This window comes from Acinetobacter pullicarnis (assembly GCF_006352475.1).
GTDB lineage: Bacteria > Pseudomonadota > Gammaproteobacteria > Pseudomonadales > Moraxellaceae > Acinetobacter > Acinetobacter pullicarnis.
Map to the genome: position 1 here is coordinate 1456807 of NZ_VCMZ01000001.1, position 24727 is coordinate 1481533.

At 41.2% G+C, this 24727-nt stretch carries 19 protein-coding genes; 14 read left to right on the plus strand and 5 right to left on the minus strand.

From position 1 onward, the window contains the following. The first annotated feature begins 205 nt into the window (after window positions 1-205). From FD716_RS06445 to hemL, 3 genes are all read left to right on the plus strand, one after another. Window positions 206-586, plus strand: coding sequence for a DUF962 domain-containing protein (locus tag FD716_RS06445; RefSeq protein ID WP_139851520.1), 381 nt, complete (start codon window positions 206-208; stop codon window positions 584-586). A gap of 115 nt (window positions 587-701) precedes the next feature. Next, window positions 702-1322 carry a thiamine phosphate synthase gene (gene thiE, locus FD716_RS06450; RefSeq protein ID WP_139851521.1) on the plus strand — a complete coding sequence of 207 codons (621 nt, stop codon included), beginning with the start codon at window positions 702-704 and terminating at the stop codon, window positions 1320-1322. A 73-nt stretch (window positions 1323-1395) separates the two neighbouring features. Next, window positions 1396-2700 (plus strand): glutamate-1-semialdehyde 2,1-aminomutase, encoded by a 1305-nt coding sequence (hemL, locus tag FD716_RS06455; protein ID WP_139851522.1) that lies wholly within the window; start codon window positions 1396-1398, stop codon window positions 2698-2700. A gap of 117 nt (window positions 2701-2817) precedes the next feature. Here the strand turns inward: hemL and FD716_RS06460 are convergent, their stop codons facing one another. Then, window positions 2818-3528 carry a YidX family protein gene (locus FD716_RS06460; RefSeq protein ID WP_139851523.1) on the minus strand — a complete coding sequence of 237 codons (711 nt, stop codon included), beginning with the start codon at window positions 3526-3528 and terminating at the stop codon, window positions 2818-2820. Between the two features lie 283 nt (window positions 3529-3811). Here FD716_RS06460 and FD716_RS06465 point away from each other — a divergent pair, with 283 nt between their 5' ends. The 3 genes from FD716_RS06465 to FD716_RS06475 all read left to right on the plus strand — a co-directional run bounded on the left by FD716_RS06465 (window position 3812) and on the right by FD716_RS06475 (window position 8793). Beyond that, window positions 3812-4456, plus strand: coding sequence for an RluA family pseudouridine synthase (locus FD716_RS06465; RefSeq protein WP_407641872.1), 645 nt, complete (start codon window positions 3812-3814; stop codon window positions 4454-4456). Between the two features lie 148 nt (window positions 4457-4604). Further along, window positions 4605-7433 carry an RNA polymerase-associated protein RapA gene (gene rapA / locus FD716_RS06470; protein WP_139851524.1) on the plus strand — a complete coding sequence of 943 codons (2829 nt, stop codon included), beginning with the start codon at window positions 4605-4607 and terminating at the stop codon, window positions 7431-7433. A gap of 184 nt (window positions 7434-7617) precedes the next feature. Further along, window positions 7618-8793 (plus strand): immunity 26/phosphotriesterase HocA family protein, encoded by a 1176-nt coding sequence (locus FD716_RS06475; protein ID WP_139851525.1) that lies wholly within the window; start codon window positions 7618-7620, stop codon window positions 8791-8793. An 88-nt stretch (window positions 8794-8881) separates the two neighbouring features. Here FD716_RS06475 and FD716_RS06480 read toward each other — a convergent pair whose 3' ends face one another. Continuing rightward, entirely contained in the window at window positions 8882-9898 is a 1017-nt protein-coding gene (locus FD716_RS06480; RefSeq protein WP_139851526.1) for an AI-2E family transporter, read from the minus strand. Window positions 9899-10105: 207 nt separating this feature from the next. Then, window positions 10106-10801: an HTH-type transcriptional repressor FabR gene (gene fabR, locus FD716_RS06485; protein ID WP_139851527.1), complete on the minus strand. Its 696-nt coding sequence runs from the start codon at window positions 10799-10801 to the stop codon at window positions 10106-10108. 141 nt (window positions 10802-10942) lie between these two features. On the opposite strand from fabR, the gene FD716_RS06490 reads away from it, so the two are divergent. The 3 genes from FD716_RS06490 (at window position 10943) to FD716_RS06500 (ending at window position 14034) form a co-directional block, all read left to right on the plus strand. Beyond that, complete coding sequence (locus tag FD716_RS06490) at window positions 10943-12037, plus strand: ferredoxin reductase (protein WP_139851528.1); 1095 nt, start codon at window positions 10943-10945, stop codon at window positions 12035-12037. 14 nt (window positions 12038-12051) lie between these two features. Continuing rightward, on the plus strand, window positions 12052-13146 hold the full coding sequence (locus FD716_RS06495; protein ID WP_139851529.1) for a fatty acid desaturase family protein: 1095 nt from the start codon (window positions 12052-12054) through the stop codon (window positions 13144-13146). 198 nt (window positions 13147-13344) lie between these two features. After that, complete coding sequence (locus FD716_RS06500) at window positions 13345-14034, plus strand: SMI1/KNR4 family protein (protein ID WP_228714920.1); 690 nt, start codon at window positions 13345-13347, stop codon at window positions 14032-14034. Window positions 14035-14387: 353 nt separating this feature from the next. Here FD716_RS06500 and FD716_RS06505 read toward each other — a convergent pair whose 3' ends face one another. Next, window positions 14388-15092, minus strand: coding sequence for an SIMPL domain-containing protein (locus FD716_RS06505; protein WP_139851530.1), 705 nt, complete (start codon window positions 15090-15092; stop codon window positions 14388-14390). A 470-nt stretch (window positions 15093-15562) separates the two neighbouring features. Between FD716_RS06505 and FD716_RS06510 the strand changes: the two genes are divergently transcribed. Beyond that, window positions 15563-16936 carry a diaminobutyrate--2-oxoglutarate transaminase gene (locus FD716_RS06510; RefSeq protein WP_139851531.1) on the plus strand — a complete coding sequence of 458 codons (1374 nt, stop codon included), beginning with the start codon at window positions 15563-15565 and terminating at the stop codon, window positions 16934-16936. A gap of 1 nt (window position 16937) precedes the next feature. After that, window positions 16938-18470, plus strand: coding sequence for a pyridoxal phosphate-dependent decarboxylase family protein (locus tag FD716_RS06515; RefSeq protein ID WP_139851532.1), 1533 nt, complete (start codon window positions 16938-16940; stop codon window positions 18468-18470). 101 nt (window positions 18471-18571) lie between these two features. Here the strand turns inward: FD716_RS06515 and FD716_RS06520 are convergent, their stop codons facing one another. Beyond that, window positions 18572-19033 carry an Lrp/AsnC family transcriptional regulator gene (locus FD716_RS06520; RefSeq protein ID WP_139851533.1) on the minus strand — a complete coding sequence of 154 codons (462 nt, stop codon included), beginning with the start codon at window positions 19031-19033 and terminating at the stop codon, window positions 18572-18574. 128 nt (window positions 19034-19161) lie between these two features. Here FD716_RS06520 and FD716_RS06525 point away from each other — a divergent pair, with 128 nt between their 5' ends. The 3 genes from FD716_RS06525 (at window position 19162) to FD716_RS06535 (ending at window position 24655) form a co-directional block, all read left to right on the plus strand. Then, window positions 19162-20895 (plus strand): alpha-keto acid decarboxylase family protein, encoded by a 1734-nt coding sequence (locus tag FD716_RS06525; RefSeq protein WP_139851534.1) that lies wholly within the window; start codon window positions 19162-19164, stop codon window positions 20893-20895. Window positions 20896-21572: 677 nt separating this feature from the next. Next, window positions 21573-22955 (plus strand): amino acid permease, encoded by a 1383-nt coding sequence (locus FD716_RS06530; RefSeq protein ID WP_139851535.1) that lies wholly within the window; start codon window positions 21573-21575, stop codon window positions 22953-22955. 674 nt (window positions 22956-23629) lie between these two features. Next, window positions 23630-24655 carry a substrate-binding domain-containing protein gene (locus FD716_RS06535; protein WP_139851536.1) on the plus strand — a complete coding sequence of 342 codons (1026 nt, stop codon included), beginning with the start codon at window positions 23630-23632 and terminating at the stop codon, window positions 24653-24655. The last annotated feature ends 72 nt before the right edge of the window (window positions 24656-24727 follow it).

Here is a 24727-nt window from a genome sequence, read left to right on the forward strand (position 1 = left end):
AACAGGAGTGTAGCTGATTCAATAAGATAAGAAAGCTTCTCCCTGTATTGAAATTGAATCATCGTTGGCGAAGCCCGTCCAATTGTCTTTAATTTCGGCAAAATTTAGATTAAGGTAATTGGGCTGTCATTCGCAAGATGATCAATAAAATCATCATCAGCCAGACGATCGGCACAATAACAAAGAAACCATCAGGAGAACAAAAATGAATGCTGTTGTTGAAGTACCACCCACCGCTGAAGAACCTCAATATCGGTTACCCATTAAAAAATATTCAGAATTTTATCGCTTTTATTTGACTGAACACCGTAATATCAACAGCCGTCGCCTACATACACTCGGCAGCAGTATTGGGCTTTATTGCTTTAATAAAGCATTACGTCAAGGTAAAGCCAAATATGCTGTTTATGGCATTGTAGCGGGTTATGCCTGTGCATGGGTGGGGCATTTCGTTTTTGAAAAGAATAAACCCGCCAGTTTTAAGCAGCCATTGTATAGCTTTATTTCAGATTGGCGGATGCTGTCCGATATTCTACGTGGCAATTTAAGCTTAAAAGATCGTAGCTTAGATAAAATTGAAAGTTAAGACTGCTGATCAATAAGCCCGTATTGAGCATTGCCACGATGACTTGTTATTTGGGGACGCCCTTGCCACTAAACTTGGTTATAATCGTTGAATATTCAGGTTTTGGAAGCATTTGATGCGTGGCTTATATTTAATTACCAATGATGATCCGATTCAACAACTGTTGACAAAATTACAGGCAGCCTTGGCAACAGGGCAAGTTGCGATTCTGCAATATCGCCGTAAAAAGGTGCAGCCCAGTGCACAGCCACCAGAAATTGAACAGATCAAAGCTTTATGTGAGCAATATCAAACCCCATTGGTGATCAATGATGATCTAGATTTCGCAGTTCAATTTGGTCTCGGGGTGCATTTAGGTCAATCGGATGGTGAAGTTGCCGATGCGGTGGCACGTTTAGCACAAGGTGCAATTATTGGTCGGACTTGTGTGGGTTCGCTAGAATTGGCTGAACAAGCCATTCATGAGGGCGCAAGCTACGTGGCTTTTGGAGCAATTTATGCGACCCCGACCAAACCTGAAGCGGGTTGTATTGGCATTAGCGTGTTGCAACAAGCGCAACACGCTTTTGATGTGCCTATTTGTGCCATTGGTGGTCTTAGCGTTGAGAACTCACAACCGGTGATTGCAGCGGGTGCAGGACTCTGTGCGGTCATTAGTGATATATTGGCGCTTCCCGTGGAAAAAATTCCAATGCGTGTTAATGCATGGGCAAAATTATTTGCAGAAAACATCTAAACCGTCGTTCATTAATCGTTGTTGAAAATATTTAGTTTTCTATTCAATACACTTAGTTAAGTTGGGTAAATTCATGAGCTTATCTCCAAAGCAAGAGCAGTTGTTTAAACAAGCCAGTAAACATATTCCAGGCGGTGTGAATTCGCCGGTACGTGCTTTTAATGGTGTGGGTGGTACGCCAGTTTTTATTGAAAAGGCCAAAGGGGCCTATTTGTATGACGTTGATGGTAAACGTTATGTTGACTATGTTGGTTCATGGGGGCCAATGATTTTGGGGCATGCGCATCCAGATATTATTGCTGCTGTACAAAAAGCCGCTGAAGATGGTTTGAGCTTTGGTGCGCCAACGGTATATGAAACCACTTTGGCCGATATTATTTGTGAAATCATGCCGTCGATTGAAATGGTACGTATGACCAATTCAGGTACAGAAGCCACCATGACCGCAATTCGTTTGGCACGTGGTTATACTGGCCGCGATAAGATTGTCAAATTCGAAGGTTGTTATCATGGGCATTCTGATTCGCTGTTGGTGAAAGCTGGGTCTGGCATGTTGACTTTGGGTGAGCCGACTTCAAAAGGTGTACCTGCAGATTTTGCGAAACATACCATTACCTTGCCATATAACGATATTGAAGCGGTCAAAGCTTGTTTTGCTAAATTTGGCGATGAAATTGCTGGGGTGATTGTCGAGCCAATCGCAGGTAACATGAATTTGGTTAAACCAATTGTGGGTTTCTTAGAGACTATTCGTGAACAATGTGATGCTTACAAAGCCGTATTTATCATTGATGAAGTGATGACAGGTTTCCGCGTGGCATTGGGTGGGGCACAAGCACTGTATAACGTTAAACCAGATTTGACCACATTGGGTAAAATCATTGGTGCTGGCTTACCTGTCGGTGCATTTGGCGGTAAGCGTGAAATCATGGAATGTATCGCACCACTTGGTGGGGTTTATCAAGCAGGAACGTTGTCAGGTAATCCATTGGCAATGCGTGCTGGGATTCGTATGTTTGAACACTTGCGTCAGCCGAATTTCTATGTTGACTTAAATGCTAAAATGACCAAGTTACTCAATGGTTTACAGCAGGCAGCCGATGCTGCTGGTGTCCCATTTAGAACTGAACATGCTGGTGGTTTATTTGGAATGTATTTTACCGATCAGCCTGAAATTACCAGCTTTGAGCATATCTTAAAGTGTAATGCTGATGCCTTCCGCTTATTCTTCCATGGCATGTTAAAGCGTGGTGTCAACTTTGCGCCAGCGGCATATGAAGCCGGCTTTATCTCGATTGCCCATAGCGACGAAGATATTGAATTTACCATTCAAGCGGCAACTGAAGTCTTTGCCGAAATGAAAGCGGCTGAAGTCTGAAAGAGCGTTTTGAGCAAGACCATTTAAAGCTAAACTAAGTTTTGGCTGTATTAGAAAAAACAGTTCGGGCAGATGCTGCGCGAACTGTTTTTTTATGCGGATTTAAAAGGGTATTGGTTATTCAAAAATTTTCTGTGCTGCTTGGAAAGGCAGGGTGATGACATCAATCGCAACGGCAAATGGGAACAGCACCAGTTTTTGTAGACCGCCTTTTGCTGTTTGACGAGAATGGGTCTGAGATTCAGTGGTGTAAATAGAAACACGATACGGTTTGCTGAGTGGCTGCATTGACGATTGTAATGTACTCATGTTGTTGGCCACTGGGTAAACCACACCTGCAAGTGGAATATTAAAGCAGAAACGTTGTGCATCCATACGTTTATCACTCGAAGTGGTACATTCTTCAGCACCATTTTGAATGAAAAATTCTAAATCTTTTTTGCTAATGTCTTGCTGTAATTTGACATACGTTAGCGGCAAGGTGCCGGTGAAATTGCCATCATTTAAGGCCGAATTAAAAGTTAGGTCTTTATTGATTTGGATATTTTTAGGGTCTAATTTGGTAATTAAACGAACAAATTGTCCACCGCCTTGAGTCAAGATATAACTGTTTTTCCCACCAGCAATCACCACACTATCGATCGGGAGATTCGGTAAAGCTTGCGCGGGTTTACCAAAAGCAATCACAGTGTCTTCAACTAAATTAATGCGAGAGGTACTGGTATAGGTGCCGGTCTCTTTTTTCATTAATGTTGAGGTTGCACATCCAGCTAAGCCTAAACTTGCGACTGTGCCGATCACTAAAGATTTTTTTATGGTTTGCAACATGCATTTTACTCTTCTAAGGTTTCTTGTTGTTTATAGCACTTCCATCCAGATAAGTTAAGTGATTGATATTGTATTCAGATACAGCACGAGACGGTTGCATTCAGATTTACAATGGAGGGGGTTTGATATTACAGGCAGAGCGGAGCGTTAATGGGAAGATCATCAAAGTCAAGCTTCGTGATCGACGATTTAAAACATAAAGTTTGTGCTTATGCATTGTAATTTAAGGCTAAGCTTTTTATCATGGCTCGCTTGTTGTGCATGATCTGCTTGGAATCGCCTCTTGAGTAATTTTCTAACTGAACACCTGATTCATCGTGATGACGCATTTATGGTGATTCACAAACCTGCAGCGTTGCTTACCGTACCTGGGAAAACTCCTGATCTACAAGATTGTTTAATCAATCGCCTGTTGGCAGAAGAAGCCCAAACGCTCTTGATTCATCGTTTAGATCGAGATACCTCAGGTATATTGGTATTTGCTTTGCATAAGGCAGCACAGAAAAGTATCTCGAATCAATTTCAACTGCGCCAAACAGATAAAACCTATCAAGCTTTAGTTGCCGGCCACCTTCAAGGTGAGGGAACGATTGATATTCCAGTCATTTATGATCCGACACGCCCACCATTGCATATGGTCGATGCCAATGAGAAAAAGCCTGCTTTAACCCATTGGAAAAGTCTAGAGCAGTTCCAAATAGATGGGCAGCCAGTCAGTCGTATTGAACTGACACCGATTACGGGTCGCTCACATCAACTTCGCGTGCATATGCAATATCTTGGTCATCCGATTCTTGGCGATACGCTGTATGCGACGCCCGAACAACAGCAGTTGGTGTCACGTTTATGTTTACATGCCCAGCAGTTGAGTTTTGATCATCCTGAGACTGGGCAGCGGGTTAATTTCTACTGCGAAGTCCCATTTTAGGTAAATACTTTTAAACACTCGTCGAATACACTCACTATTTCGTGAGGTTTATGTCAAAATATATGGTTGCAAGACGCTTAATTGTGCTTAATTCATAAAATCATTGAATTTGCGTTAAGCGTGTTAACTCAGAGAAAGGTGGAACAAATTGCATCAGTTTGCTATAGGTCAACGTTGGTTATCGGACACAGAAACAGAACTTGGGTTAGGTGTACTTATAGATGTTGATGAGCGCTCGATCAGTATATTATTTCCTAAAAGTGATGAAACTCGAGTTTATGCGCGTAACAACGCACCTTTGTCGCGAATCGTATTCAACATCAATGATGAAATTCAAGATCAAGAAGGCACGCTTTGGATTGTTGAATCCTTAGACGATCAACGCGGTGTAATTCGCTATAACGTGACCCGCACCTTGAGTACGGGTGAACAGCAACAAAAAGCCCTCAATGAAACGCGTATTGGTGCACAGATCCAATTGTCACGTCCATTAGAGCGTTTGTTGGCCAGCCAAATTGATTATAAAGAATGGTATGACTTGCGTATTGAGGCTTTACAACTCAAAGCCAGTATGCAAAACAGCCGTTTGCGTGGTTTGATCGGTTCACGTGTGGGCCTGATTCCGCACCAGTTATATATCGCACATGAAGTAGGTCAACGCTTTGCACCGCGTGTATTGCTTGCCGATGAAGTGGGTTTGGGTAAAACCATTGAAGCTGGACTGATTATTCATCAACAGCTAAAAACTGGACGTTCAGAACGTATTTTGGTGTTGGTGCCAGATTCCCTACAATATCAGTGGATGATTGAAATGCGTCGCCGTTTCAATCTGCAATTCTCTTTATTTGATTTAACCCGTACTGCGGCCATGAAAGAGCATGACCCTGAACTCAATCCCTTCTTGTCTGAACAATGCATCATTGCCAGTGTTGACCTGTTGGTCGATCATGATGATCTCCGTGAGCAAGCGGTTGAAGCCGGATTTGACCTGTTGGTGGTCGATGAAGCACATCACTTGATGTGGAATGAAGAAGAGGGCGGTAATGACCGCTATGACCTGATCGAAGAGCTCGCAGAGCAAACTGCAGGGGTACTGCTCCTGACAGCAACGCCAGAGCAACTCGGGGTAGAAAGTCATTTTGCTCGTTTACGTTTACTCGATCCCCAACGTTTTAGTTCGCTTGAAAACTTCCTTGATGAAGAACAGCAATATCAACATACCGCACAAATTGCTGAAGTGTTGATGTCTGACCAAGCATTAGAAGCAGCACATTTTAGTGCGATTGAGCAATTGCTCGGTCATGCGATTGAAGACCAACCAGAACAGCGTTATCGTGCGATTCATGAATTACTCGATCGTCATGGCACAGGTCGTATTTTATTCCGTAATACTCGTGAAGCCATTCAAGGTTTCCCAGGCCGTGACTGTTTGCCTGCACCAATTCCAGCACCAGCACATTGGTCAATGGATGGTAAGTTGCGTGAGCAAATGTGGCCAGAAGAAAGTCAATTGGATGGCAGCTGGTTAGAGTCAGATCCACGGGTGACGTGGTTGATGGAAGTTTTACGTAAAGACTTAAAACATAAGAAAGTATTGCTGATCGCCCGCAGTGGCCCAGTGGTTGAAGCCTTAGAAAATGTATTACGTTTACACGCAGGCATTCGCACAGCCATGTTCCATGAAGGCATGAGCTTGTTGGAACGTGACCAAGCAGCGGCTTATTTTGCTGAAGATTCTTATGGTGCGCAGATTTTACTGTGTTCTGAAATTGGTTCAGAAGGACGTAACTTCCAATTTGCCTCTGACCTGATTTTATTTGACTTACCATCAAATCCAGATGTGTTAGAGCAACGTATTGGTCGACTCGATCGTATTGGTCAAGAAAATCGTATTCAAATTCATGTGCCTTATCTCATCGGCACTGCGCAAGAGCGTATGTTCCGTTGGTACAATGAAGGCCTGAATATTTTCACCAATATTTCTCCGACTGCACAGACTTTACAAGAAAACTTTATTGTCGACCTCAAAGGTTGCTTACTGGGTGACCTCGGTCAACAGTTCGAAGATCTTTTGGAAAATGTCAGCTTGCAACGTGAAGCTTTAGAAGCTGAACTACAAGAAGGCCGCGATCGCCTACTCGAATATAACTCTTGTCGTCCAGTGGTGGCGCAGGAAATCGTGCAAGCGCTTGAAGACTATGATGATAACAGTACTTTGCCACAGTTTATGAAGCGCTTTATGGCATCGACCAATATTGACTTTGATGAGCAAAGCAATGGTACGGTGATCATTAAGCCAACTGAGCAAATGCAAGTACAAGGTATTAGTCTCGATGAAGATGGCATGACTGTGACCTTCTATCGTGACCAAGCGTTGGTGCGTGAAGATGCACAGTATCTGACTTTTGAACATCCCTTTACCGAAAGCGTAATGGACATGATTCAAACCCAATCTTTTGGTAGTACCAACGTGGCATTACTGAAAACCAATGCCTTAAAGCAAGGTTCAATTCTGCTTGAAGTTTGGTTTAAAGTAGATGTGGTTGCACCGAAGGCGTTGAACTTGCCTGCAAGTTTACCGACACAGTTGATCCGCGTATTGCTCAGTGAAAATGGTCAAGATTTATCCTTGAAAATTGATCCTGAAATCATCAAGCCTTATCTAAGTCATTTAGATGGCAACAGCAGTCGTCAAGTGGTCAAAGCGCGCCGTGACATCGTTGAACAACGTTATGCACAAGCTTTAGAGATTGCAAAACAGGCACTTCCGGCATTACAGGAACAGGCGAAATCGATTTATAGCAGTAAATGGCAATATGAGATTGATCGTCTGACCTACCTCAAACAATTCAATCCAAGTATTCGCGGTGATGAAATTCAACGCCTAGAGAAATTCCAACAGGAAGGCTTGAACTTGTTAAATGGTCTTGCGGTAACGCCAGAAGCGATTCGAATTTTGGTGGTGGTGAAGCCTTAATCAAATCGTGTTTAAGTGATGATTGCAGTGTCTGGTTATTAAAAGCTTCTTCGGAAGCTTTTTTATTGCCTAGCGTATTTTTCATCTAGATGGTTTTATCATGGGTAGAATATAAGCCTATGCTTTTCAATTCAATTTCGTTAAATTTAATACATGATCATCCATCTAAAAAGTCGGTCTATCCATGCAAACACTTGCTTTTGAATTGAGTAACAGTCAACGCCAATATTTGGGTTTGATGCCTGTAGAACCGCATTGGGAGTTGGTGGCGCTGGCAGGCAGCTATGTTTATTTTGATGGCGATGTGATTCGTAAAAAGATCAGTATTACACCGAGCAGTTATTATGAATGTGAGTTGAATGAAGTCACTGCGGAAAATAGAACCTTACTCATGCCGAAAACTGCGCGAGGAAAACCTAAAAAGTTAAATTACACCGCGACTTTATCGTTTAGCCCATTTGGGGTTTATTTTAAGTTTTCATCGAGCTATCTCTGCATTGCAAACTATACGACACAAAGCACTTTTTATGATGAGCAACTGCAAGACCAAACATTGGATGATTTGCAGGTCTGGTTAGCAGATTGGATCGGTGCATCTACAGCACAAGATTTAATCGAGATTGACGGCTTTAAAGCTGCCAAGCGCAAACATCAAAAAATAAAGGCAGGTGATTTTTTTGCCTTTAAAATCGGCCGACGAGAATGGGGTTTTGGTCGTATTTTATTGGATATTGGCTTGCTCAGAAAAGATAAAACCTTCAAGGCAAATAAAAATTATGGCTTAAGTCATTTGATGGGGAAGGCTTTGATCATTAAGGTTTATCGCCATATTCAGTGTGACAAAGCAATCGAGTTGGATCAGCTTGCAGCAATGCAAAGCATGCCTGCACAAGCGATTATGGACAATCAGTTTTATTATGGCGAGCACCCGATCATTGGGCATTTGCCGCTACAAGATGCCGATTTGGAAGATCTATTAATTTCTTATCATCCAAGTATTAGCGGGGAGGATAAGGACACCGTTTATTTGCAATATGGTTTGATTTATAAAGAAATGAGCAAAGCCCAGCATCAGACCTTGATTGATGCTTGGACTGGTAATGCTTTGGTGCACGAGCATCGATATTTTAGAAATGAAGGGATTGGCTTTAGTATTGATCATGACAGCAATAGCGATTATTTAAAGCAGACGCGTACTGATGGTGCGGAAGTGGATTTCGCTGAAAGCAGCTTAGCATTACACAGCGATGATCTCAGAGATCCAAATTTATATGCAGTGAAAGCCGAAATATTTAAAGCCTTCGGACTTGATGCAGCGTTGAGTTATGCAGAAAATTTAAAGCTTTTTCAGTTGGAATAACACTGGGCAGAGGAGGCTGACATTCCACTGTAAAGCCATGGAATGCGACTCCTCTTCATGCCAGCAGAGGGTGCGCTTTAAAGTAGACTCAAATCATCTCGGCTTCTTTAAGTTCAAGTTTTAGATAGGCATAGAAAATGGGGGCAATAATGAGTCCTGCCAAGCCAAAGATGGATTCACAAATCAGCATCGCTAAAAGTACTTCCCAAGATTTTGCACGGATTTTGGTGCCAATAATTTTGGCATTAATAAAGTATTCAAGCTTGTGAATAATTACTAAATAACTGAGTGAGGTGACTGCAACCGCCACAGAGATACTTAAACCAGAGAGGGTGATTAAGGTATTTGAAACCAGATTTCCCATAATCGGGATTAAGCCAAATACAAAGGTTAAAATGGTTAGTGTTTTGGCAAATGGTAAGTGCACATCGAATAATGGCAAGATCACATGTGCATAAACAATAAATAAAATAGTATTAATGGTCGAGATTTTAACTTGAGCGAAGACTACATTTTTAAATGAAATAGACAAGTTGTCGATGCGTTGTATCAGTGCACGTAAAAACATTGGCTGACTTTTCGGCTCATGTAGCTGATTTAAAGAAACCAGAATCCCGATAATCATCCCGATCACCATGGTTGCAAAACTATGTGCTAACTCAGTACCGGTATGTTTTAACGTGGTCATATTTTCTCTTAGAAAACTGAAGAGATGATCTTTAATTTCAGGCAGACTGTAGGGAATAAAACTTGGAATATACTGTACGATTTCGAGTTGTAGGGTTTGCAGCGCAACATCGACACGTTGACCAATCATCGCACCTTTATGGCCTTGTAAATCGACCAGCACAAAGCTGATTAAACTACTAATTGCCAATGCTAAGAATGCCACCACAATAATACTCAGCACAATACTGATACTTATACGTGCACGCAGCCCACCAATATATTTCTCTAAATGATTACCTAAACTACTAATGATTTCATAAATTACAAAACCTGAGAAAAAACAGGCAAGTAAATGCATGGGAATCAGCAAGATTAAAAAAACTGACATCAATATATAGCTGGCGATGATACTTTGGTGATCATTTAAAATTTTCATGCATCGTGATCCCGAATCGCAGAAGGGAGAATAGTCAAAGGTTAATACTTAGTTGCCAACACTATACAAGATGCTTAGGGCTGATTACGATAAAGTTTTTAATTTTTTAATGCAGCGAATCTTGCCCTTGAAAGGGTGAGTATTGGCATTATAACTTTAGCTTTAAAGGGGGCACTGCAAGAGGTGAGCAAGATATGGCCTTAAATCTCATTGGACTCGGCTTTTATCAATATGTCGTGCACCTTCTAAAATCATACGGATCATAATCATGGTTTGTTCAGCCACTTCTAAACGCATTTTTTTAGGCATATCGATGACGTTTGCACCCATATTAAATACCAGCTGGGTGATGGCTTTAGCAACCAATTCTGGGTGTACCAAATGACTGCGGTTTAATTTTTCTAAGCGAATTAAATCGTCTTGTAATTCTTGTTGGAAATAATTGAGTTGTCGATCAACGGCTTGTTTATAAGGAACCGAGCCAGTATAGCCTTCTCGCAGCAATAAACTTAAGTTTCCTTCATCTGCATCCAATTGTTCAATAAAAACTTCAACAGAACTGCGAATAATACTGTTTTGTTTTGCTGCTTCTATACGTGCATGTTGCAAGATCCGACGCAACACAATTCCTGAGCGGTCAATTAATTCGATCGCGAGTTCATCAATATCTTTAAAATGTCGATAAAAACTATTGGGTGCAATGCCAGCTTCTCTGGCCACTTCTCGCAGACTTAAAGCAGAAATACTTTTTTGTGGGCCGATTAAATTCAGTGCAGCTTGGAATAACTCGTCTTTGGTAATCGTGGCTTTGCGGCCTACTGTACGTATTGGTTTCCGCTCTTGGATGAGATTAACCTCAAGCGCAGGCGCTTCAATAGGGGTACTGATAGGCTTTGTATTCATATTTTTCGCGAATTTTAAAAGTGCTTTGACAGTATAGCCGTTGCATCTGAAGTTGTGAAATGAATAGATACAATACAAACGTATATACAAATATATATACAAGTGTATAATAATTAAAAATCAAGCCAAGGTGCCTCTATTATGCAAGTGCGAGACAACAGCAATAGCCCAAAAACACGTTTGTTTAATACTGTAATAGATCATCACGCTGCAGATTTCTGGTTGCAGAAGCTCAATCCGCTTTGGTCGACTGGCCAAGCCTTGGGCAAAATCATAAAAAAGCAACAGATCGCCAACGACATGATCAGCCTAACCATTCAAACCAATCGTCATTTTCGTGCAGGTTTGGCGGGACAACATCATCCAGTCATCATTGAATGTAATGGCAGTCGTTATGAACGTACTTATAGTTTGACTGCACTCAATCCACAACAGGTGGTGTTAAGCGTTAAAAAAGTAGCGCAGGGTGTGGTTAGTGGTTGGTTGGTTGATCAAGCACAAGTAGGTGATATTATTGAGTTCGGGCGGCCTTATGGCGATATGAGTTTAAACAATATACAACCGAATTTAGTTTTGTTGGCTGCTGGCAGTGGGATTACACCAATGTACAGCTTGCTCGAAAGCTTGGCACAACAAAAAGATTTTGAGCATAAAAATGTGCAATTGTTGTATTGGGTTAAAACATCGGCAGACAGTGCCTTTCAAGCCTATTTTGAGCAATTGAGCCAAAAACATCCTCAGTTTCAATTTCAAATTTTCTATACCCAAGCAGAAGCAGACGAGTCGGCAATGACCGCAGCAGCGTTGCAGCAACGAATTAATCCAGCACATGTGGATCTTGTGGGTGACGTTGCAAATAGCAGTGTTTATGCCTGTGGCCCATCGGGCTTTGTTGCCAAGGTGGAAGCACTATTTGCACAGAGTCCCGATCTTAAAACGGAAGCCTTTAGTCTCAGTCCAATGGCCAATGATGCCACTGGGACGGTCAGCATTACCTTGAGCAAATCCCAAAAGACCGTGACTATTGCTAAAGGCCAATCGATTTTAGAAGGCTTGGAACAACAAAATATTCGACCCACTTATGGCTGTCGCATGGGGATTTGCAATAAATGCGTTTGCCCTAAAGCACAAGGCGCCACCAAAAATTTAGTCAACGGCAGTGAAAATACTGAACCAGGCAACTTACTTAAGCTCTGCGTCAATTCTGCCCAAACCGACCTTATTATTGATCTTTAAGCGAGTTCCTCTTTATGAATATGCCAGCTAAATTGCAATATTTTAAAAATGCTAAAAATCGTGAACTGAACAATGCAGAATTGGCTGCACTTGCAGAAGAACTCGATGCAATCAAACAAGAAGTGTTGGATGATATTGGTGAACAAGATGCCAAATACATTAAAAAAGTCTATGCCACTGTTCGTTATAGCGGTGCATTAGGTCGCGCCTGTTTATTTGCGGGTTGGTTCCCACCGGCATGGATCTTGGGCACAGGCTTATTGGGCTTTTCAAAAATCTTGGAAAATATGGAACTGGGTCATAATGTCATGCACGGTCAATATGACTGGATGAATGATCCACGTTTTAATGGTCCAAACTATGAATGGGACATTGTTGGTACTGCAGACAATTGGCGCCAGACCCATAATTATAAGCACCATACCTATACCAATATTAAAGGGATGGATGATGATATCGGCTATGGTCTCGTGCGTTTGTTCCCCGAACAACGTTGGAAAGCAGGCTATTTATTACAACCGCTGTATAGCATTCCATTTTGCTTATTGTTCCAATGGGGTGTCGCGATTCAAAATCTAGAAATTGGTAAGGTACTGTTTGGCAAAAAAACTGCAAAACAGCTCTATCAAGAATGGAAGCCAACAGAAAAGAAAGTGGGACAGAAACTGTTTAAAGATTATGTGTTTTTCCCATTGATTGCAGGTCCAGCCGCACTTCCAGTGTTTACTGGCAATTTAGTTGCCAATGGTATTCGTAATGTTTGGACTTTTAGTATTATTTTCTGTGGTCATTTCACCAAAGATGTTGAGGTTTTTCCTAAAACCGTTTTGAAAAATGAAAGCCGTGGGCATTGGTATATGCGTCAAATTCGGGGTTCATCGAACTTAACTGGTTCTGAGGCATTCCATATTTTGACAGGACATTTAAGCCATCAAATTGAGCATCATTTATATCCAGATATCCCAGCACGTCGTTATCGTAAAATGGCACCTAAAGTTGAAGCGGTATGTAAGAAATACGGCCTAAATTATAATAATGCCAGCTTGTTTAAACAGTACGGGCAAGTGCTCGGCCGTATTGTCAAATATGCCTTCCCTTTTAAAAAATAAATCCAATCTATTCGTTCTAAGCTAGGGGCTACCAGGCAGAGAACGAATGAGTATTTTGATTATAAAAAACCATGCAATGGTAACATTGTCATGGTTTTTTATATTTTAGCGCTTTTGTTTTAGCGCGTGCTTTTTTACTGGGCACATAGCAAAATCATTTAAGATTGGTTAGATTATTCATAATGAAGACGTCGAAGCATGCGTATGAAAAGCACATTACAACAAAATATAGAAAATACAGCCAACAAGCGTATTGTGAGCCAAACATTAGCTCAGATCGAACATTGGCTGCGACAACATGCCCCCAATCTTGCAGCAGATTCACTTCAACCTGGGGTAACCGCCCAGCAGCTTTTAAATCTTGAAAACCGCATTGCAAAACCATTACCAGATGCATTTAAAGCTCTTTATCTATGGCATAACGGACTGAGTGATCAAGACAATTGTGGCAGTCTATTTTATGCCATGGATTTTTTTTGCATTGAACAGATTGAAGAGCTGTATATAAAAAAGTCAGATATGGTTGATGCGTTGGTGGGGCTTAAACGCGCACAATCAGGCATTGATGCACACAATGCTTTCAATTCAAATTGGATTAAATTTGTTGGAGATGGTGCAGCAGCAGGTTTGTATCTCGATTTAGCACCGACGGCACAGGGGCAATATGGTCAAATTATTTTTATTGATGAACAAGATGAAATCGCATGGATTGTGGCAGATTCTGTACAGCAATTGATTGAGGGGTTTTATGCGGATTTACAGCAGGGCTGTTATCAATTAGATGAAGATGCTTTAGAGGATGGGCATGAGTTTTTGCAATGTGATGACAGCATCGACTTAATCAACTGGCAATATAGCCAACGTTGGAAAAATCGGTTTAAGGCATAGGGAAAAATACCTTCTCCCGTTGGCATAGGTATCTACACAAATATTTAAGAAATGTATTTAGTCGAGATATGTAATCTATTTGAGCTTAATACACGATATTTAAGTCCTGTTTAGATTTGGAATTTAGAGCTGAGTGCAAATTTCATTGTATTTCAGAAATACCTAATCTCCCCTAACCCCTCTTTTCCAAAGAGGGGGACTTTTTGGGGAATTCAAAGCCTAGTATATGCTACACAACGCTCCTTCCTTAGAAAAAGGAAGGTTGGGATGGATTGCTTTGAATCGTAATCCATATATCAAAAGATGTGTAAATACCTTCTCCCGTTGGGGGAGAAGGTTGGGAAGAGGAGGGCTTATTTAAATTGAATGCTTCCTTCAGCATTCACCGTGATTTTACTTTCTCCAGCAGCAACGTCTTGCGCCATACCACCTGCACTATCAGCGGAAGAGAATTTAGCGCGTTGCATCATCATCACTGGCTGTGCATACGAGCGATTGGTATTGATATTAAGCGTCACCAAGTTATATGAAGGCTTGTTCCACGCTTGGCTTAAGAGTTGCGCGCGTTGCTGGAAGTTCTTTGACGCTTCCGTGATCAGTTCATTTTCTACTTTATTGCGCTGTTCATCTGACACACTAAAGTTAATGGATTGGGTTTGGAAATTTTGTTGTAGTTCACTAATCAGCTGACTTGCTGCTTTAAAGTCTTTACTTTCAATGTTTACTTCAGCACGACCACGCCATTCTTTTAATTTGCGATTGTCATTGTCATACACTGGATAGGTATTTTGTGAGCCTGTTTTGACTTTAACTTGCGGATATTTTTTCCCAAGGGTCATGGCTTGATTCATTAATTGATTGATTTCTGCGGCGAGTTCCGCAGGTTGTTTGTTATTTTTTTCAATAAAAAGCACAGCATGCATTTCATCATTGGAAACTTGGCGAGTGGCTTCTGCTTGGATATTGGCAAGATTGTAGTTGAGCGTCTCAGTATTCGCGAAAGTGGTATGGGCAAGGCTGCTACCAATCAGTAGAGCTGAAAGTGCAAGTAGACGCATGATGTTATCCTTAGTATTTGAAAGTAGACGGAATAATGCTAATCATAACTTATAAAGAACTGATGCAGCTATTGTGGTAAGTTTGTAGCATTGTTCAAAATATTTTAGATACAGGTATTTGTAAATAGTTATTTGTTATCAATTGCTTGTTAACTAAGTTTAGAATTATATCGGATGAATAAAAACTTAAAAAAGCAGGCAATTGAAAATGAGGGTTTTCTTTGTGTTGTCACATAGTATGATGATAATTAGGTTATTGTGATAGGTCAGTGTTTTTTCCAATTAAAATAATGGTTAATAACTGCATTAAGCATATATATTTTACTGGAAAAAACGGTATTATCGCGCTCCTATCTATTGGGATCTCTTTATACAGCGTATCTCATTAGTTTTATATAAAGCACCGAGTCAACAGACCACAAGTCACCCGACTTATTTCTATCAACCCATATCAGAGATGGTAATTCGATATGAGCGTTACTTCTGTAAACCCTGCCTCCAATTCTACTAACGAATATTATTTGACTCGCCAAAGTCAGATGGAATCAAATGTTCGTAGTTATCCACGTAAATTACCGTTAGCGATAGCGAAAGCAAAAGGCTGCTGGGTTACCGATGTTGAGGGTACAGCGTACCTCGATTGTTTAGCTGGGGCAGGAACTTTGGCTTTAGGCCATAATCATCCTGCGGTCGTTCAAAGTATTCAAGACACACTTGCAAGTGGTCTTCCTTTACATACTTTAGATTTAACAACACCTTTGAAGGATGCTTTTAGCGAAGCATTATTGGCGTATTTGCCAGGTGGTCAAGCAGCCTATTGCTTGCAGTTTTGTGGTCCATCTGGTGCAGATGCCACTGAAGCTGCGGTGAAGCTTGCAAAAACTTATACAGGTCGTTCTTCTGTGATTAGCTTCTCCGGTGGCTATCATGGTATGACTCACGGTGCTTTGGCAATGACGGGTAACCTCAGTGCTAAAAATGCAGTGAATAATCTTATGCCAGGCGTGCAGTTTATGCCGTATCCGCATGAATACCGTTGCCCACTCGGCATCGGTGGTGAAGCGGGTGTAGATGCACTGACTTATTATTTTGAACAATTCATTGAAGATGTCGAAAGCGGTGTAACTAAGCCTGCTGCGGTTATTCTTGAAGCCATTCAAGGTGAAGGTGGTGTGGTTAGTGCACCGACCAAATGGTTGAAGAAAATCCGTGAAGTGACGGAAAAACACAACATCGTACTTATTCTTGATGAAGTTCAAGCGGGTATTGCACGTTCAGGTAAAATGTTTGCCTATGAACATGCTGGTATTGAGCCTGATGTTGTGGTGATGTCTAAAGCCTTAGGTGGTAGCTTACCGCTTGCAGTGCTTGGTATTAAACGTAAATTTGATGCTTGGCAGCCTGCGGGTCACACCGGAACCTTCCGTGGTAACCAATTGGCGATGGCAACGGGTTTAGCGACGCTCAACATTATCCGCGAGCAAAAGTTAGCTGAAAATGCACAACAACGCGGTGATTTCTTGCAAGCTGAATTGAAAAATCTTGCCAAAGACTTGCCATGTATTGGCAACGTTCGCGGTCGTGGTTTGATGATTGGCGTGGAAATTGTGGATGAACGTCAACAGCCGAATCATTTGGGTGCTTATCCTGCCGATTCACAATTGGCTGCTGCTATTCAAACCGCTTGCTTTGACAATCAGTTGTTGCTTGAAAAAGGTGGTCGTAACGGTACAGTAATTCGTTTACTTTGCCCGCTCATTATCACTCAAGAAGAGTGTGCTGAAGTGATCGTGCGCTTTAAGAAAGCCGTTGCTGAAGCATTAGTCGCAGTTCGAGGCGCGTAATATGGTTGATTTTGCAGAACATCGTAAAGCTTTGCTCTGCAACGATGCCCAATCCATTGCTGACTATGAGTCGGCAATGGGAGAGGCGGTGAATGCCGTCTCTGCATGGTTGCATAACGATAAAATGTATACGGGTGGCAGTATTAAAGAACTTCGCAGTGCGATTTCTTTTCAACCCTCAAAGCAAGGCCTCGGTTTGCAGCAGTCGCTGAATCGCTTGGTTGAGCTCTTTCTGAATAAAAGTTTAAAAGTCCATCACCCACATTCTCTTGCACATTTGCACTGTCCAACCATGGTTGCCAGTCAGGTTGCAGAGGTATTGATCAACGCCACCAACCAATCAATGGATTCTTGGGATCAAAGCCCAGCGGGTTCATTGATGGAAGTGCAGTTGATTGATTGGCTACGCCAGAAAGTGGGCTATGGTGCAGGTCAGGCGGGCGTATTCACCTCAGGTGGCACGCAGTCGAACCTCATGGGCGTGCTTTTGGCACGTGATGCTTGTATTGCCAAAAACTGGAAAGACGAGAACGGTAAACCGTGGTCTGTACAGCGTGATGGTATTCCAAGTGATGCCATGAAAAACGTCAAAGTTATTTGTTCTGAAAATGCACACTTTTCTGTGCAAAAGAACATGGCAATGATGGGTATGGGTTTCCAGTCTGTGGTCACTGTTCCGGTCAATGATCGTGCGCAAATGGACGTCGATGCTTTAGCAAAAACCATGGCACACCTTCATGCTGAAGGAAAAATTGTGGCATGCGTGGTTGCGACTGCGGGAACAACCGATGCTGGTGCCATTGATCCACTGCAACAAGTACGTGACATCACCAATCAATATGGCACCTGGATGCATATTGATGCAGCATGGGGCGGCGCACTGATTCTGTCGAATGATTTCCGTTCGATGTTAGATGGATTGGAATTGTCAGATTCAGTAACTTTGGATTTCCATAAGCATTATTTCCAAAGCATTTCTTGTGGTGCGTTCTTATTAAAAGATGAAGCAAATTATCGCTTTATGCACTATGAAGCTGAGTACTTAAACTCAGCTTATGATGAAGAACACGGGGTGCCAAACCTTGTGTCTAAATCATTGCAAACCACACGTCGTTTTGATGCATTAAAACTTTGGATGACGGTTGAAGCCTTAGGTGAAGAGCTTTATGGTTCAATGATCGATCATGGGGTGAAACTCACCCGTGAAGTTGCAGATTATATTCAGTCTGCAGCCGATCTCGAATTGTTGCTTGAGCCACAATTTGCTTCGGTGCTATTCCGTGTGGTACCAGCGGGTTATCCTGCTGAATTTTTAGATAGTTTGAACCAGAACATTGCAGATGAATTGTTTGCACGTGGAGAAGCCAATATTGGTGTAACCCGCGTCGGTCAGGTTCAATCACTGAAAATGACAACGTTAAGCCCAGTGGCAACATTGGACAACGTTAAAGCCTTGCTCGATTTGGTTTTGGCCGAGTCAGACCGCATTAAAGATGCCATTCAACAAGGGACGTACGTCCCCGCAATTGACTAAGCATGAATGCATAAAAAAACTCAGTCTTAGGGCTGAGTTTTTTTATGCAAATTTTTCGTCCTAGAGTAGTTTGGGAGTTATGCTTGAATACGACTGTCGAGCTATTTGGTTTTCACCAGCATCTCATTTTGCTCTTTAAACTTTTTCAGCACAATATAGGATTTAATGTGGCTGATATCCGCACAAGCCAATAGTTTCTCACTAATGAAACTTGACAGATGATCAAGATTTTCAGCAACCACTTTTAAAATAAAATCGGCATCACCACTCAAAGAAAAGGCCTCAAGAATTTGATCTTCATTTTCGATCAGATCATGTATGGCGTGTTTGGGATTGGCGCCGTGGTTCTTGAGGTTGACATGAATCATGGTGGTAATTGAAATTCCAAGCGCATTTGGATTTATTCTTGCACTGTAGCCTAAAATAATACTTTTTTGTTCAAGCACTTGTCTTCTGCGGGAACATTGAGAGGCAGAAAGGCCAATCAAATCGCCAATTTCTTGATTGGTGAGCCTACCGTTGCGTTGTAACGCATGAATGATTTGCCAATCAAACTTATCCATTGCATGAAATTCCTTTGCGATACACATTCTGTGCATTTTTTTAAATTTATGACTCTATTATGCACGAATATACAAAATGAATTGACCTATTCTGTTTATAACAACAATTATTTTGCAGGGAAGTAGAAATGTTTATTGAGATTGGTTGTTATTTAAATCAGCGTCTGGCTGAGCTTGGTGTACAGCATCTTTTTGGTGTGCCAGGTGACTTTAATTTAAGTTATTTAGAGCAAGTTGAAGCAGATGCTAAATTGGCATTTATTGGCAATTGTAATGAATTAAATGCAGCCTATGCCGCAGATGGTTATGCGCGTATCAATGGTTTTGGTGCTTTACTCACCACCTATGGTGTAGGTGATCTCAGTGCTATCAATGGCGTTGCGGGCGCATATGCAGAAAAAGTACCTGTTGTGGTGATCTCTGGTATACCGCCATTACACGCTGTAGAACAGGGCGCATTACTGCATCACACCTTGGTTGATGGCAATTATCAAAATATTTTAAATTGTATGAAAGAGTTCAGTGTTGCTCAAACGCGCATTACCCCTGCAAATGCTGCTGCTGAAATTGACCGGGTATTGCGTCAATGTTGGATTGAACGTCGTCCAGTCTATATCCAACTTCCTTCTGATATTACGCATGTCAAAATCGATGTCGATGGTCGTACACTAGATTTGTCTAAACCGAAAAGTGATCCAGAGGTGCTTGCACATGTTGTGCAGTTACTCAGCGAACAGATTAGCCAAGCCAAAAATCCTGCATTACTGATTGATCATGATGCACATACCTTCCAAGTGACGACATTGCTGGGACAACTTGCAGAAAAATGTGGCATTCCTTATGCGTGTTTAAATACCACCAAAAACACCATGGATGAATCCTCTCCATTATATGCCGGCGTATATGTCGGTGCTGTGGGGCCTGCAGCAACCAGAAAGTTGATTGAACAGTCAGATTGCTTGATTGGGATTGGTGTGCGTTTTAGTGATGTTGGTTCCGCTTACTTTACTCATCGTATTAATACAGATCATTATATTGAGATTAAACAATATGATGTCACGATTGATCAAGAAAACTACCCTGGGATTGAAATTCAAGAACTGTTAAGCAATTTGCTTGATCAGGTTGCTGTGCGTAAAGTCTCTAAACCGACTTTAGCGGCACCACTGGCCGCGAGTACTCCTGTACCTGCAGAAGAAGAGTTAAAACGTCCATTGACACACTTGCAATTGTGGCAAGAAGTGGGGCAGTTCTTGCGTGATGATGATGTGATTATTGGTGAGGTAGGCACGTCAAATTCTGCGTTATCGAGTATGCGTTTACCGAAACAAGCCCGCTATATCTCACAACCACTTTGGGGATCAATTGGTTATACCTTACCAGCATTGCTCGGCAGTATGGTCGCTGCACCCAAACGACGTCATGTGCTGTTTATTGGGGATGGTTCGATTCAGCTGACCATGCAAGAGTTGTCAACTATTATTCGCGAAGACCTAAAGCCGATTATTTTTATTTTAAACAATGGCGGTTATACCATTGAACGTCTGATTTTAGGTGAGAACGCGAAATATAACGATGTTCAAAACTGGAAATATACCGAGATGGTTAAGGTCTTTAATGGTCAAGGTCAATACGATACATTTATGGTCGAAAATTTAGCTGAGCTCAAAGACACTTTAGCGCAACTTTCTGAGCATCCCAATCTTGCCGTGGTCGAGTTAAAGCTAGCTGCAATGGATGCACCAAGTAATCTAACCAAATTTGCAGATTTGGTTGCACGTTATGATTATGGTGATATGACCTATCAAAAACTGAAACATCCTCAGCAAGATACCGAATATAAAAAGGCGATTGCATTCTAGTGGGTTGTTTAGTAAACAACATGATTTAAGACGCGCGATTTAGATATCATCTATTACAAGTAAAAAGTTTTTTGTTTTTTTCTTGGACCGTAGTTTTGAGATATCGAAATCGTCAGTCTTATTTTATCTGCTATCACTGGAATGAAGTCGTGTGATTATCGGCTCAAATAATGCATTCAAAACACTTAATTTAGATTAGCATTGAGAAGTAAATTACAATTCTTTCTTCAATTCGAAGTGTATTTGTTTTTAATTAAGATGTAGAAATACATGGAATTATATTGTATTTTTAAACGTCAGCAGTTAGGATTCAAGTGTGCCAAACAGAGGATGTTTGGAAAATAAATTGGTATAGAAAACTTGGTTAGCTAGATTTGCATAGGGTTGAAAATAAGCTGATCGCGCATACATGACGATCTTTTGTGTTGAGTTATGATTCAATGCAAAACGTATAAGTCAAACTCCATCCTAAGTAGAATCAAATAAATAATTGATTTGTATAGATGAAATGGATGCTGTCGGTTTTGTGCTGTAGTGGTGAATAATCTTTTAAGCATAACTAACCTGAGTAAAGGAAGCACATGCAAGCGAGATAAAAACAGGAACAAGGCTTTAAAGTTCTGTTTATATGAATGATAAAATGCTGTAATGGAATTTATAGCAAGTTAGGGAAAATTATGGAAATTGAGAAATCTAACGGTTTAAAGAAGGATTTGACGAATCGTCATATCCAGCTGATTGCACTGGGTGGTGCAATTGGCACAGGATTATTTCTAGGGCTTTCACAAACCATTAAATTGGCTGGTCCTTCAGTGATTCTCGGTTATGCCTTGGCAGGTGTCATTGCATTTTTAATTATGCGCCAACTTGGTGAAATGGTCGTTGAAGAGCCTGTGAGTGGTTCATTTAGCCATTTTGCACATAAGTATTGGGGCAGAATGGCAGGCTTCATGTCTGGCTGGAATTACTGGGTGCTTTATGTGTTGGTGGGCATGGCGGAACTGAGTGCCATTGGAACCTTCATGCAATTTTGGTGGCCAGAGTTACCGACGTGGGCATCTGCATTATTTTTCTTTGTCTTAATTAACGGGATTAACTTGATCAACGTACGTTTCTTTGGTGAAACGGAGTTTGTCCTTTCCTTGATTAAGATTTTTGCCATTTTGAGTATGATTGCTTTTGGTGCTTATTTGCTGTTTAGCGGAACAGCAGGTCCCCAAGCGAGTGTATCGAACCTATGGCAACTAGGTGGCTTTTTCCCGAATGGTGCACAAGGGTTTATGATGGCGATGGCTGCAATCATGTTTGCCTTTGGTGGATTAGAGTTAATTGGGATTAGCGCGGCTGAAACCAAAGATCCGAAGAAATCAATTCCGAAAGCCACCAATCAAATTGTTTATCGTGTCTTAATTTTCTATATCGGTGCGATTACGATCCTACTCAGTTTATATCCTTGGAATCAAGTTGCAGAAGGCGGTAGTCCATTTGTCATGATTTTCCATTCGCTTGATAGTAATGGGGTTGCCAACGTATTGAACTTTGTGGTGTTGATTGCGGCAGTGTCGGTCTATAACAGCTGTGTATATTGTAATACACGAATGCTGCATGGTTTGGCAGAACAGGGCAATGCACCCAAATTCTTAACCAAAGTGAATACACGTGGTATTCCAATGAATGCTGTGCTGATCTCATCAGCAGTGACCGCATTGGTTGTGGTGATCAATTACATGATGCCAAGTGAAGCATTTGGTTTCTTGATGATGTTGGTGGTTGCTGCACTGATGATCAACTGGTTGATGATTGCGATTACCCATTTGAAATTCACCAAAGCAATGCGTGCTGCCAATCATCAAACCTCATTCAAAGCCTTTTGGACGCCATGGACTAACTATTTAACCATCGCCTTTATGTTCTTTATTTTGTTGGTGATGAGTTTAACTGATGGTATGCGACTGGCTGTTTATTTAATTCCAATTTGGTTGATTGCACTGAGTATTGTTTACTGCATCAAAGTTAAAAAAGTCAGTAATCAAGTGAGTGAAGTGACGCCAGAACACTAAAAGCTTGCGTTGCAATTAAATTTTGTTTTACTCCAGGTCGCTTCGGCGGCCTTTTTTTGTCTGAAGATGTGAGGGTGGAGCGAAGGCCTATTGAGAGGCGCAAGTTTAAGCGGTGCCTTAAAGCAGAGGCGAGTTAAATAGGTGGTGCATTCAGCACGATGTTGTAAGCTTGTTTAATATCGAAGATGTTAAACATGACAATTGATTCTGATTGAACTTTAAACGATTTGAAATGGCATAGCTAAAACCGTATTTGTTTTTAATGGAAGATGGTATTCCACAGCAATATTTAAAAAAATGCTGAAAATAGCCTAAGAAATCTAATCGTTATAAGCATGCTCTCTACCTGCAGCTAAGTTTTTCTCGATAAAAAGTTTGCAATTTACAATGCGTGCGAACGAAAGTGAAGGCATAAGTATTTTAATCTTTGGTTTATTTTGTTTATCATAAGCAATTGATTAGTATTGGTATTATTTAAAGTTTCATGTCTTTTTTTGTATTTGAGGGTTGTTAGGTGTTTTGTGGTGAAGGGTCATTTAAAATACATCATAAAAGCGTCACACAACTGTCACCTCATTGTCATATTTTAAAATCACAATGCATTGAACTTAGAGACATCATTACAAAAATGATGCTACTCGACATCACTTCATGAGTAATTAAGAGAGAAAAGAATGCGCTTAAATAATATCGCACTTGCTTTAGTCGTATCAGGGGCAGCTGTTGCAAGTACAGCGAACGCAGCTCGTGAGACCATCCAAATTGCTGGATCTTCAACAGTACTGCCATTCTCAAGTATTGTTGCTGAAGAGTTTGGTAACACTTTCCCGCAGTATAAAGCGCCTGTTGTTGGTTCGGGTGGTAGTTCTGCAGGTCTAAAACAGTTTTGTTCGGGTGTTGGTGATAACACCATTGATATCGCTAACTCATCACGCAAAATAAAAGATACAGAAATTGCTGCATGTAAAAAAGCTGGCGTGAACAAGGTATTAGAAATTAAAATTGGCTACGACGGTATTGTGTTTGCATCTAACGCAAACAAAGCTGCGTATAAATTAAGACCACAACACGTATTTGCTGCATTGGCTGCAGAACTTCCTTCAAATGGTAAGTTAGTTCCAAACCCATATACTCGTTGGAATCAAATTGATAGTTCATTACCAAATGAACCAATTACTTTGGTCATTCCTGCATCTAACCACGGTACGCGTGAAGTGTTCCAAGAGAAAATGGTTGAAGCTGGTTGTGAATCTTATGATTACTTCAAAAAATTAGACAAAGATGCACAGAAAAAAGCCTGTTCTACTTTCCGTAAAGACGGAAAAGTAATTGAAATTGCGGGTGATTACACTGAAACATTGGCACGTTTAAAAACTTCGCCAAGCGCAGTGGGTGTTTTTGGTCTAGGCTTCTATGATCAAAACCGCGATAAATTACGCGTAGCATCAGTAAATAATGTTTCACCTTCTGAGCAAACTGTTCTGAATGGTACTTACCCAGTATCTCGTCCGCTATACTTCTATGTGAAAGGCGAGCATTTGAAATCAATCAAAGGTCTGCCAGAATTCACTGAATACTTCTTGAGTAAAAAAGTTTCAGGTAAGGGTTCTAAACTTGATAAAGCAGGTTTGATCTCAATGTCTGATGCTGAACGTGCCAAGGTACTTGCAGCATTCAAAGCAGGTCAAGGTGTAAAATAACTTAAGTAAATCCGTGGCTGATGGCGGGCGACTACCATCAGCCTTTAGTGCTAAGCAGCGTTTTTTCAAAAA